This is a genomic window from Nitrosopumilus sp., from assembly GCA_029862745.1.
GTDB lineage: Archaea > Thermoproteota > Nitrososphaeria > Nitrososphaerales > Nitrosopumilaceae > Nitrosopumilus.
Window position 1 is genome coordinate 92,763 of sequence record JAOTWS010000001.1, and the last position, 12,880, is coordinate 105,642.

The following is a 12,880-nucleotide window of genomic DNA, read 5'->3' on the forward strand; positions in this document are numbered from 1 at the left end:
CATCTGGTATGGCAGTCAAAACTGGAAATAACAATCCCTTCAACCAGTTTGTGTACGACTGCCACACTTTTGACGGATTAGAGAATGGTTTGTTTTTTGAGACTCTTAGTAAACTGCGAAATTTTTAATTCTAGTTTATCCTGTGATGTATTATTAATTAATTTCAGGTATGCGCTACCAACAATTATTGCATCAGCACCTGCCTTTACATACGTTTTAACGTCTTCAGGAGTTGACACACCAAATCCTATACCAAGTGGAATGATTCCTTTCGTCTGTTTTTTTACATTCTTAATTGCATCTAGTGTGTAACTTTTAATTCCTGTTTTGACTCCTGTTGTACCAAAAACTGCAACGAGATACAAAAAGCCAGTTGATGCTTTGGAAATTTTCTGTATTCTGGTTTTACTGGTATTGGGGGATATTAGAAAGATAGTATCCGTGTTATTTTTTGCTGCTTGAATATACTCTTTTGATTCCTCAATTGACATATCAGGAAGAATAAATCCATCAATTCCTGCCTTTTTAGCTTCTGCAATAAACCTTGGATACCCTGTGTGAAATAAGATATTGGTATACGTCATCATTACAAGTGGAATGTCGGTCATTTTTCGGATCTTCTTAATAATTTTAAAATATTTGGAAATTGTGGTTCCATTTTGAAGTGACACATTACTTGCGTTTTGGATAACAGGTCCATCAGCTAGTGGATCTGAAAATGGAAATCCTAATTCGATAATATCTACGCCACCAGTTACTAATCCTCGTACAACTGCAATTGTTGCTTTTTCATTTGGGAATCCAACCATAATGTATGCAATTAATGCCCTTTGATTCTTTGCAGCAAGATCTGCAAACTTTTCTTTAATCTTTGACATGTTTATCCAAATAGTTTTGTACTTCTTCTACATCTTTATCTCCTCTACCAGATAATGTAACTACGATTGATTCTGATTTTTTTCCTTTTCTTGCAACCTTCATCGCTTCAGCAATTGCGTGAGACGATTCAAGGGCAGGTATAATTCCTTCAGTTCTTGTTAATATTAAGAATGCATCTATTACTTCTTTATCTGTAGCAGAATGATATTTGATACGTTTTGTATCCTTATAGTATGAATGCTCTGGTCCTACTCCAGGATAATCCAATCCTGCTGAAATGCTATGCGTTTCTGTAATTTGACCTTCTTTATCTTGAAGCAAATATGTCATCATCCCATGCAACACTCCTTTGCTTCCAGCAGATAATGTTGCAGAATGCATTTTTGATTTTAATCCTTGACCTGCAGCTTCTACCCCAATAATTTCTGCATTGGTATCTACCAGAGGATAAAAGGTTCCAATTGCATTAGAACCACCACCCACACATGCTATTACATAATCTGGTGCCTTGTTGTTAATTTTTTTCATTTGTGATTTAATTTCTTTACCAATCACGCTTTGGAAATCTCTGACCATTACTGGGTATGGATGAGGACCTACTGCTGAGCCTAGAAGATAATATGTCGTCTCCACATTAGTAATCCAATCTCTAATTGCTTCGTTAATTGCGTCTTTTAGTGTCATGGAACCTGATTTTACTGGATGTACTTTGGAGCCAAGCATATTCATCCTATACACATTAAGTTTTTGTCTCATCGTATCTTTGTAACCCATATACACTTCAGATTTCATTCCCAAAGATGCACATGCCATTGCAGTTGCGACCCCGTGTTGTCCTGCACCTGTTTCTGCAATGATTCTTTTTTTATTCATTCTTTTTGCAAGAATTGCCTGACCCAATGTATTGTTGATTTTATGAGCCCCTCCATGCAGCAGATCTTCTCTTTTTAGATAAATTTTTGCCCCGCCAATTTTTTCTGACAAATTTTTTGCGTAGTACAATGGCGTTGGTCTTCCTGCATAGACTTTGAGATAATAATCGAGTTCTTTTTTGAAACTGCTGTCATTTTTGAATTTAAGATAATTTTCTTCCAGTTCTTCAATCGCAGGAACTAGAGTTTCTGGTATGTATTTCCCACCAAACTCACCGAATCGACCATTTATAGGATATTTCAATATGCATTCACCAATTTTTTAACTTGTTCTTCAATGTTGTCACTTTTCATTATACTTGAACCTATCAAAAATGCATCCGCTCCACACTTTTTTAAATATTGAATATCTTCAGGAGTATCAATACCACTTTCTGAAAGAATTAGTCTTTTCTTTTCAAACCCTAAAAGAATTTTCTCTGTTGTTTTTAGATCAATTTCCAGTGTGTCAAGATTTCTGTTGTTAATTCCAATAAGATCTGCGTTTGTCTTTAGTGCATTTTGAAACTCTTGGTTAGTGTGAACTTCAAGTAAAATTTCCAATCCTTGTTTGTGTCCATAACCTATAAACTCATCAATTTCAGATAAAAATCTCTGATCAAAAAGGGACTGAATAAGTAGCATAAAATCAGCCCCAATTTTTTTTGCAGTATCAATCTGAACTTTGTCGATAATAATATCTTTCATTAACATTGGAACATCCACTGTCTGCCTTACATTCATGAAGTACTCCGGTGAACCATTAAACAAGTGTGGCTGAGTTAATACTGAAAGTGCTTTTGAACCTCCAGCAATCATCTGAGATGCAATACTTACAGGATCCGCCAATGTTCTAATTTTACCTAATGAGGGAGATGAGAATTTAATCTCAGTTAGCAATGTTGCGTGGGGATTCATCTTGATAATTTGTTTAAAATCTTTGGTTGATTTTTTCAAATTGACATCTATTTCGTAAATACCATCATTGATCGCCATCTGTGAGTTATTCACAAGTTTTCTCAAAATATTTTCAGCCATCAGTGATCTCCTTTAGCTTTGAAATGTCACCTGTCTCTTGAACAAAATTTTTCAACAATGAAAATGCTTTCCCGCTCTTTATCGTGTCTAATGCAATTTGTATTGCTTCCTCAAAGTTTTCACATATGTTTCCAACAATTAACCCACCTGCTGCATTAAGTGCAGTAGTCTCAATCATAGATTGGTTTGCAGTGTTATTTAATACGCCAACAAATGATTTGATTGCAGCCTCTTTAGAATTAACTTGTATGTCCTGTAATGATGATTTGTGTAAACCTAGTACTTCTGGATCAATTGCATTCATTGTTACTTTGTTGTTTTTTAAGATACATAGACGGTTAACTGAACTTGTAGAAAACTCATCCATGCCATCATCTGAACGAACTGTCATAATGTTTTTGCCACCTCTCTTTTGGAGGATTAATGGTAGTCTTTCTAAATAATCCGTAGAAAAAACCCCTACTAGTTGGTTTGTCACACCAGCTGGATTTGATAGAGGGCCTAGAAGATTAAATGCGGTTCTTTTTCCCAGATTCTTTCTTGCAGTAGACACATGTCTCATTGCAGGATGAAACTTTTGTGCAAACATAAAGCAGATGTTATGTTTTTGTAATATGTCTGCAATCTTTGCAGGCTCTAAATCCAAGTCATATCCAAAATATTCGAAAATATCGGCACTGCCAGAAATTCCTGAGCTTGAGCGATTTCCATGTTTTGCCACAATACCGCCAGCAGCTGCAACAACAAAGGATGCAGTAGTGGATATGTTAAATGTCTGGAGTCTATCTCCTCCAGTTCCACACATATCAATTATGATTCCGTTGTTTTTAGGCTCTACCTTAACTGAGAATTCTTGCATTTTATCTAACATTCCAAGTAATTCATCATCAGTCTCCCCCTTATCTGCCAGGTATGATAAAAAATCGGCATTTTGAGAGTCATTTGTTTTACCAGATAGAATATAGGTCATTACATGGTTCATCTGATCATATGTGAGATCTGACTTTTCCTGTAATTTTGAGATCATCTCTGAAATCATTTCTTTTTCTCCTTTACTTGTTTGATAAAATTTTCAAGAATCTTTTTTCCATCTTCAGTCATTATTGATTCTGGATGAAACTGTACTCCTTGAATTAGATACTTTTTGTGTTGTATTGCCATCACTTCTCCATCATCAGCTGCTACTGCAGTGACTTGCAGTATATCTGGTATCACTGTTTTGTCTCCAACTAAACTATGATAACGCGTAGCTCTAAATGGATTATTCACGCCTTTGAATAGTTTTGAATTCGTATGGTCAACTGGACTCGTCTTACCGTGTCGTACACATCCTGCATTTACCACTTTACCACCAAACGCATCAATAATTCCTTGATGTCCTAGACATACTCCTAGTATCGGTATTTGAGGTCCTAATTTTTTTATCACATCACTGCAGATTCCAAAGTATTTTTTATCTTCAGGAGTGCCAGGACCTGGAGAGATTATTATTGCATCATAATCTCTTTTTTTGATTTCATCTAGAGTAATCTTGTTATTTCTGATTACATCGCACTCTACTTGTAACTCTCCCAGATACTGTGCAATGTTGTACACAAATGAATCATAATTATCAATTATTAGAAATTTCAACTTGATGCCTCATTTAATGCCTGAAGCATAGCTCCTGCTTTGTGTTCTGTTTCTTTGAATTCGTTTTGGGCAATAGAATCTGACACTATGCCTGCCCCTGATTGCACAAATCCCTTGTTGTCTTTGATGAATATGCTTCTAATTGCAATTGCAAAATCACAGCATCCGTTGTAAGAAAAATAACCAACTGCTCCCGCATAGGGTCCTCTTGCTTCTGTTTCCAATTCATCGATTATCTCCATGGCTCGAACCTTTGGAGCCCCAGATACTGTTCCTGCTGGAAATACTGCCTGAAATGCATCAAACATGTCGTTTTCAGGTGCTAAATTACCTACAACATGACTAACAATATGCTGAACGTGACTAAATCGTTTAATTTCCATTAGAGACTCGGGGTGAACTGTTCCATACTTGCATACTCTTCCAATATCATTTCTACCCAAGTCTACAAGCATGGTGTGTTCCGCCAATTCTTTTTCATCATGAATTAGATCCTCAGCTAGCAAACTATTTTTCTCCTCATCATCAGTGATTTTTCTAGTTCCCGCAATTGGGAATGTTTCTACTTTATCATCTGTTATTCTAACTAACATTTCAGGGGATGCACCGATAATTGTTTTGTCATGTTGTTTTAGATGATACATGTAAGGCGATGGATTTAGATTTCGTAATGTTTTATACAATGTTAAAGAATCTCCACTGACATCAAATGCAAATTTTCTAGACAATACTACTTGAAAAATGTCACCATCGTGAATGTATTTTTTTGCCTTGTTTACAATTTCAGAGAATTTTTTTTCGTCCATGTTTGGTCTCACCTCACTTGAATGAAACTCTCCAAAAGAGTAATTGCTAATGATTAATTTGTCAAATCGATTCTCATCATGATAAAAATAAAATAATTTTTTGTGCAAATTATCATACAATATACCATCATCATAAATTCCAAACTCCATTAATGGTTGTGGTGAATTGTGAGAGTCTTTGATATTTTCAACCAGTCTTATTGCATCATAATTTACAACCCCTACTGCACCACCGAGATATCGATAACTTTGATCATCTGACTTACCCAACAATTTCTTTAACTCTTCAAAAGGGTCTGTGGTTTGGATGATCTTTAGATTATTGTTTTGAGTTATTTCCACTCTGTCTGAAAATCCCTTGAAGATTATTTTTGGATCAAAACCCATCACTGATGTTTCAGCTAGAACTTCTGGACCAGTAAGCGATTCAAAGAGAAATGAATGTGAATAATTTCTTGAAATTTTATTGTAAATTTGAAATTGGTTTTCAGGAAAATCTAGTGGTATTACTTTTGCATGAGTCTTTCCAAAGGTGTCCACCCATAAACAAGATTATAGAGGTTTATTATTTAAATTGGTGATTTGACTTTGCATAGATCACTTTGGTCTGAAATTATTGATTTATCAGGCATAAAACGATTACGGTATAGTACGGTACCTTTATAGGATAGTTGATCGTAATATAATCACCATGCAAGGAGTAAAACAAACAATCGTGCATACACTAAACATACCTACCTCGGTAAGCAGGGTAGAATGTTATATTTGTGGAAAAGGATTAGAAGACGGTCATTCCATATCAGCTAAAACCTTGCCAAACGGAATAGTTCTATTTTGCGATGTTCATTATTCATTACAATGATTGGTGATTTTACATTATTTACTGTAATGTTAGCAGACTCAGATAGGAAATAACAGTAATCTAATAATTTTAATATCTTTTCAATAACACACTACAAACATTCTGAATGTGCATGTGATCAGCTGAATATTTTTATCATGTTTAGATTTATTTTATCAGATTATTTATCTTGGTGTTTTCGTGATACAGAATAAACTATATCATACCCATATTTTTCCATCATTTCTTCTGACTCTTTTTTGCTACCTTCTTTCTTGACTTGTCTGCTGCCTTGAAACCATACTTTGCAACTTTTATTTTCTTTATAATTTTTAATGCTTTGAGTATTTTTATTCCAGAAAATACTGGGATAAGAATCACCATAGTGACATCAAACCAATATTTTTTTAAAAACAGTTTCCAATCTCTAATCTTCATATATTTTAATAATAACTCAAATGAAAGCAACCCAAGCATCACATACAATACAACTTCATTAATCTGCTTTAACTGCTGTGGAATTTCAATTATTGGAGTCTCCAAGCCAAGTGTTTTGTATTCAGAGAAAAACAACACAACAAAATAAAAAATTACAAGAGACAAAATCAAATACTCTAATGATAAGACAAACCTCCTGTCAGGGTTTTTCAGAAAACTAAAAATCATGATTTTATCATATCTTTGGTGTATTATAATAAAAATGAAAAAAAGACAATTCCTAGATGTGTGATACTAGGAATGCTCCTATGCCCATGCCCATCACTACACCGATTCCCATGCAGATGAGATCGAATTTTACTACTTTTTTAAATGGTGCATGAACCATTTTGTCCCAATTGCTCATTGGTTTTTGTATTTGATTTGCTTTCATGATAATACTATGATGTTGACGTTCATAGAGCATAGTCTCAGGTTAGGCTTACAGGTAAGCTTAACAGCTGACCACCTTTTATACCTGTACAGTATCATGAACAATGATGACCAGTACGATAAAGCCAATCTGGTATATCGTTATTGGTGTAATAATTGGCGTAGGTTCTGCATCATTTTATTTTATTGACATGGCAAATTCCAACATAATTATTCAGGCAGAGGATCAACAGATTCATGCCGCAGGAATAACTGAAAATGACATTTATCCAAGGGCTGATAATCCAAATCCGCAAAAACGAAACTATACCTTAATTGCACAAGATGCAGAAATTGAGGTATCAAAGGGAGTCAAGGCAATGGTCTGGACATACAACGGAACAGTTCCTGCACCAACATTGAGATTTGATGAGGGTGATGAGGTTGAGGTCAAATTCGTAAATGATACACCATATGCACACACTATTCACTTTCATGGAACTCACAACTCTGCAAATGATGGAGTGTTCCCAATGATCAATCCAGGAGAAGAGTACACTTACTCCTTCAAGGCACATGAGGCAGGATTCTTTATGTATCATTGTCATGCGTTTCCTACAACAGAACATGTAAGAATGGGAATGTTCGGAGCAATGATAATTGATCCAGTTCATCACGACATGGAGCCTGCAAGAGAATACCTCTTTGTATTAAGTGAGTTTGATCCAGATGATCCACTTGCAACGTTCACAAAATTTTATCCTATCAACGGGTATGCAAACCAGTACATGGATAATCCGATTCAGGTAGTAGAAGATGAGCTTGCTCGATTCTACGTTATGGGAATAGGTGGCGTTTTGCAATCCCCATTCCATGTTCATAGCACAATCTTCAAGGTCTGGCCTTCAGGTATTCTTTGGAACGAGCCGTATTATGCACAGACTCATTTGATTGGAAACGGTGACACTGCAATAATTGAGGCCAAGTGGTCCGAATCTGGCAGGTATCTCTTCCACGTTCATGGAATACAAGAAGAGCGTGGCTCCATGGCAATGCTTGACGTGCTAGAAGATGATTCTAAACTAGTATCAATAGAGCAGCCTAGCAATATTCCTGGAAGCAAGTCGATGATTCCATGGCAAGAAGATTTACTGTACAAATTAGAAGATCCTCAAATCATTACATATGATGATTTGGGGTCTGCAGGAGTGCCCATTTCAACGCATGGTGCTGTATCTGCAGACAAGGTATCAATTGTCAAGGATTCTTGGAATCCAGAGATTACAGAATCCTATGCACCAATTGCAGTAAAGGTGGAACCTGGCACCACGATAACTTGGACTAATGATGATATTGTTATCCATACTGTAACTGAGCAGGAATCTACATTATTTGATTCAGGATTTATTCAGGCAGGTGCAGACTGGGACCATACATTTAACGAGTCTGGCGAATACAACTATTACTGTACGCTTCATCCTTGGATGAAAGGTGCAGTTCTAGTTATTTAGAATTATACTTCTTTTTTGCTTCCAAAATTGCACATAAAATGAAAGAACATTATTCCTTAAGCTTGCTTTCCTTGAAAATATCTGAACCATACCAGCAGTATCTAAAATAGTCAAGACACCACTCATTAAACATAGGATCATCACTGTAGAACATTTCACTTATGTCTGATTCTCCGTTCTTGTCTGGAAACAAGACACAGGACTCCTTTTCACTTAGAACCAGAACAGTCTGGACATTATCTGTCATCTTTCGTTCAACCAATCCTTTTTCCATCAGTATATCAAAACCAAGTTTTTTTAGAAGTGACTTGCGACCTTCTGGAACAATTGCAGATTCGGAGAATATGTAATTGAACTTTATACCTTTTTTGATGCGATTGACCAGAGGTTCAATAAGGTCAAGTGGAACTTCGGACAGAATTTCATAGACATATTCATCTGCATTTTTGTAAATGGACTTCCACTTTTCAATAACCTTGGAGAATCCTTTGATGTGTTGACCGTTTGCAAGCTGGCCGCATCGGATTTTGAACTTGTGCGGAATGTCTCCCATATTATGTCCTTCAAAATACTTTCTGTTTTGTGAGAGAAATACAAGGGTCGGCACCTGGGTGCATACGATCTCGCCAAACGTTGTTAGACAGTACTTACTATCATTGTTTTTTTTTAATTAGACCACTTTCAGCTAATCTTGTAAAATTTCGGTGGACCTCCTGTTTTGTAGAGTTTATCTCTTTTGCAATCTGAGTTGGGGTTGAATCTTTTTCAAGTAGTTTGAATAAGATTGCAAGTCGTTGAGGGCTGGCAAGATCTAGAACATAATTTGCAGTCTCGTCAATCAGATCATTCATGAGAAATTGTTATCCAATCTGCTATTTAAAAATCAGATGGGAATAAGATTGTACTAGTGACATAGTAAAACGAAAGAAATCATTCTATGACTTCGATTAGTTCCTTGAGTTTTCGTCTTGACTTTGGAGGCCTTTTCTTGTCAGGATATCCAATGCAAAGAATCGACGAGGGTCTTAGATCAGTTCCAAGAATCGACTTTACCTTTTCCTCATCAATCATTCCTATCCATATTGAGCTCAAACCCAATCCTGCAGCAGCAATCTGCGCATATGATGCTGCAAGTGTTGCATCCTGCATCGAAAACTTTTCCAAGATATTTGGAGGAAACTTTAGTTTGACTCTAGATGGATCCATACAGAACACCAATACTACAGGAGCATTGACGTATGGCTGCTTGTTTGCAGCCTCAACTAGTGCCTCCTTAGTAGTATTGTTTTTGACATAGTATATCTTCAAACCTTGAAAGTTTCCTGCAGTTGGTGCAGTGTCAGCTGCTGCAAGTATCTTATCAATTTTCCAGTCTTCTATCTTGGTCTTGGTAAATTTTCTTGTGGATCGTCTTGATGCAAATATCCTGAACACGTCAGATTCTGAATGTGATTCTTCTTTCTTTTCGGGGTTTGAATTCAGGATAGCATGCACCAAAGATTGATGGGTTATTTGTTTTCCAGAAATATCAGACGACGATTTTTTTTCTTTTTTATCCTTATTTTCTCTGATCCAAACAGATGGATAGAATTGTTTTGAGCTAATGTAGACGTATTGCGGCTCATGTGGGATTTTGGCGTATTCCAGGATTTGTTTTTGGAGCTCAAACGTGTCAGCCTCAAGCAGTGTGTGTCCCTGTAATGTAAACAGAGTAACATCTGAATTTACAAGAATGGTGCTGACTTGATCTTCAAGTGTAACTGTTCCTGTTGTATCTTCTTTTAAAATCTCAACAAGAGAATCCAAATCCTCTTTGTTAAGTATTATGGTATCAGAATCATCTTCATCAGTTCCTTTCCATATCAATCTACATCCTTGTTTTGAGGTATAAGCTGGTTCTACTGTAGTAAATTTCATCATCATCTTGTTTGCAACCAATTGTAATAAAAAAGATAAGGTCTAGAAGCAACATATATTCCTGTAATAAGGAGGATTTCAATGCCCGGACTTGTAATCAAAATGGGCCATACAAAACAAATCAAACTTTACGACTTTTTAACAACTCTCTTAGGAAGAATAAATCAATAAAACTCCCACTTTTTAAATTTGTTCATGTTTTATTAATAAAAGAAGTCATAAAATTCTCTTTTTTCAATATCAAAATTCCTAAAACAGTTATTACAATTCCAGGAGTGTTTAGTATTCATCAAATTGTAAAAAAGAACACATTTAGTGTAATGAAAGTATTTTCTAAAATATCAGGGTTTGTCATGGATACCCAAAAAACATGTTAGAAAATAGATAAAAAATTAAAAAAGCCACACCATAACTTAAAATCAATAATTAATTGAGGACAATCCAATTTATTTCTGCAAAGCTACAATATGGATGTACAACAGATGAAGACTAGTGTGGTATTGCTAGTTGCATACAGAGCACAAGGAAGAAATCAGAAACCAAACCATATCACGTATAATACTTGTCACCCAAATTTATAAAATAACTTAACTGAGTATCTATTCTGTTCTAATACATATCTTCTGTTTATTCCAAACAGTTTGGATTACACTTACAATGAATTCCTACAGCAGATGTTTTTAATAAATAATAGAAAGTTATGAATTTAAAAATATTTGAGACATGCAGTGAATTATTGATTATAATGAACAAAGATACAGATATCATTGCATGTTGAATCTAAAATAGACATAAAGATGTTAGAATCCCACGATATATCAAGTATTGAGAAGATCAATAAACTTTTAGACAAAAATCCAAAGGGGGTTTTGATTCATATCACTGATACTTATTTCATAGAAGAATCAAGCGTGAATGGGATTATAGATCTTCCGGGATTTGCAAGATTTCTTTCTATGATAGACAACATAAGATCAAATCCTACCATTAAAAAAAATAAAACCCCTGTACTTGTTTTACATGGAGGTGATTTTTTGTATCCCTCACTCATGAGTCTTTATTTTCAAGGAAGTCAGATGATAGATGTTTTGAATCTATGCAGATTTAATTACTGCACTTTGGGCAATCATGACTTTGAGGGAGGTACAAATGTACTGAAAACAAGAATGTCTGAAGCATTATTTGAAATCATATGTGTAAACATAAAGAATCCAAAAAATAAAAAAATTCTGGAAATTTCAGATTATGTAACAGCTGAGAATAATCGAGCAAAACCATTTGCAGCAATAACAGGCGTTGCTGGAAAAGCCACACTTAGAAAAGCAAAGCAAAATGGTTTTGTAACAACCACTGCAAAAACATCACTAAAGCAAACAATATCCAAGATCAAAAAAAATCATCCTGAAGTTAATTATTTAATTATTTTATCGCATATGAGTAACAAAGAAGATGTCAACCTAGAAAGATGGCTTGCCAAAAACTGGGATGGTTATCTATACTTGCTTGGAGGTCATGATCACAACGAAATCTTAAGATATGACAAAGAAAATCCAAAATCAATTCTTTTGAAGGGACAATCAAATTGTAGAACAGTACAGATTATCGGAATTCCTAGAGTTTCTGATCTTAAAAAAACAGATCAGTTATCAAGACAAGTAGTTGTAATAAGTTCTGCAGAATTGTCAAAATTTCATCCTGAAGCAAAAATGCAAAAAAAAATAATGCAATGGGAGTCAGATCTTGAGAGACATATAGATAAAATAAAATCCAAATTGATCATCAAGCAATTCAAAACAGATGTAATTCTTGATGCAACAGAACTACAATTAAGAAAAGGTTCCACAAATTTTGGCAATTTTGTTGCAGATTGTATATTGAAGTTTACAGACTCAGACATTGTGTTTATCAATTCTGGTCATTTCAGAGGAGACCGAAAAATAGGAAATGTCATTCGGATGCTGGATCTTTATCGAGTGTTTGTCTTGGACAAAAAAGATTCACTTGTGAAAATAGCCATGACTCGAACAGAATGTATTAAATTTCTAAGACATGCATATTCAGAAGAAGGACGTGGAAAGATACTACAAGTATCAAAAAACACATACAAAATTTTGCAAGAATCAAAATCCGAAGAGAAATTATCAGTCACAATGTTGTGGGATATGATAAAAACAAATGATGATGGTTTTACAACACTTTTGGCCAAAAGTAGGAAAACTACCATTGAGAACATCATTACCAAACTTGAAAAAAACATAATTCCAAACTCTTCTCTTTTTGAAGTTATAAAAAAATCATCAAAATACGTAGAATATGATCCTAGTATGAGAATTTCTTTAGAAAAGATCAGACTTTTGAAGAATTAAATGTTAATATCTTCTCATCATCTATTAATTATTAAGATACAATAAGAATCAATTTTATGAGTTCTAAGATTATTTGTCAATATACAGAATGCAGTTGTCTGGAAAAATTTGTAACCATCTAGACTGAAGA

12 protein-coding genes and 1 pseudogene are annotated in these 12,880 nt (G+C 34.9%); 3 read left to right on the plus strand and 10 right to left on the minus strand.

From position 1 onward, the window contains the following. Positions 1-77 precede the first annotated feature (77 nt). From trpA to OEM44_00640, 6 genes are read right to left on the minus strand one after another with little or no spacing between them, the layout of a single operon-like run. Positions 78-878, minus strand: a complete 801-nt coding sequence (gene trpA / locus OEM44_00615) for a tryptophan synthase subunit alpha (GenBank protein ID MDH3515301.1) — start codon at positions 876-878, stop codon at positions 78-80. Next, on the minus strand, positions 865-2,055 hold the full coding sequence (gene trpB / locus OEM44_00620) for a tryptophan synthase subunit beta (GenBank protein MDH3515302.1): 1,191 nt from the start codon (positions 2,053-2,055) through the stop codon (positions 865-867). Before trpB ends, trpA begins: the two co-directional genes overlap by 14 nt. Next, positions 2,052-2,828 (minus strand): indole-3-glycerol-phosphate synthase, encoded by a 777-nt coding sequence (locus tag OEM44_00625; GenBank protein ID MDH3515303.1) that lies wholly within the window; start codon positions 2,826-2,828, stop codon positions 2,052-2,054. The genes trpB and OEM44_00625 overlap by 4 nt, the downstream gene beginning before the upstream one ends. After that, complete coding sequence (gene trpD, locus OEM44_00630; GenBank protein ID MDH3515304.1) at positions 2,821-3,867, minus strand: anthranilate phosphoribosyltransferase; 1,047 nt, start codon at positions 3,865-3,867, stop codon at positions 2,821-2,823. The genes OEM44_00625 and trpD overlap by 8 nt, the downstream gene beginning before the upstream one ends. Then, entirely contained in the window at positions 3,864-4,460 is a 597-nt protein-coding gene (locus OEM44_00635) for an aminodeoxychorismate/anthranilate synthase component II (protein ID MDH3515305.1), read from the minus strand. The genes trpD and OEM44_00635 overlap by 4 nt, the downstream gene beginning before the upstream one ends. Next, positions 4,457-5,806 (minus strand): anthranilate synthase component I family protein, encoded by a 1,350-nt coding sequence (locus OEM44_00640; protein MDH3515306.1) that lies wholly within the window; start codon positions 5,804-5,806, stop codon positions 4,457-4,459. Before OEM44_00640 ends, OEM44_00635 begins: the two co-directional genes overlap by 4 nt. A gap of 151 nt (positions 5,807-5,957) precedes the next feature. On the opposite strand from OEM44_00640, the gene OEM44_00645 reads away from it, so the two are divergent. Next, complete coding sequence (locus tag OEM44_00645) at positions 5,958-6,128, plus strand: hypothetical protein (GenBank protein ID MDH3515307.1); 171 nt, start codon at positions 5,958-5,960, stop codon at positions 6,126-6,128. A gap of 219 nt (positions 6,129-6,347) precedes the next feature. On the opposite strand, the gene OEM44_00650 is transcribed toward OEM44_00645, so the two are convergent. Both OEM44_00650 and OEM44_00655 read right to left on the minus strand, forming a co-directional pair. Continuing rightward, positions 6,348-6,710, minus strand: a complete 363-nt coding sequence (locus OEM44_00650) for a hypothetical protein (protein MDH3515308.1) — start codon at positions 6,708-6,710, stop codon at positions 6,348-6,350. Between the two features lie 115 nt (positions 6,711-6,825). After that, a complete protein-coding gene (locus tag OEM44_00655; GenBank protein MDH3515309.1) occupies positions 6,826-6,978 on the minus strand; it encodes a hypothetical protein in 153 nt (50 codons plus the stop codon). Between the two features lie 106 nt (positions 6,979-7,084). On the opposite strand from OEM44_00655, the gene OEM44_00660 reads away from it, so the two are divergent. Continuing rightward, on the plus strand, positions 7,085-8,467 hold the full coding sequence (locus tag OEM44_00660) for a multicopper oxidase domain-containing protein (GenBank protein MDH3515310.1): 1,383 nt from the start codon (positions 7,085-7,087) through the stop codon (positions 8,465-8,467). A gap of 49 nt (positions 8,468-8,516) precedes the next feature. On the opposite strand, the pseudogene OEM44_00665 reads toward OEM44_00660, so the two are convergent. Together OEM44_00665 and OEM44_00670 are read right to left on the minus strand one after the other, a co-directional pair. Next, positions 8,517-9,318 (minus strand): annotated as a pseudogene (locus OEM44_00665) (transcriptional regulator). A gap of 79 nt (positions 9,319-9,397) precedes the next feature. Further along, positions 9,398-10,384: a nitroreductase family protein gene (locus OEM44_00670; GenBank protein MDH3515311.1), complete on the minus strand. Its 987-nt coding sequence runs from the start codon at positions 10,382-10,384 to the stop codon at positions 9,398-9,400. 767 nt (positions 10,385-11,151) lie between these two features. On the opposite strand from OEM44_00670, the gene OEM44_00675 reads away from it, so the two are divergent. Further along, positions 11,152-12,750: a bifunctional metallophosphatase/5'-nucleotidase gene (locus OEM44_00675; protein ID MDH3515312.1), complete on the plus strand. Its 1,599-nt coding sequence runs from the start codon at positions 11,152-11,154 to the stop codon at positions 12,748-12,750. The last annotated feature ends 130 nt before the right edge of the window (positions 12,751-12,880 follow it).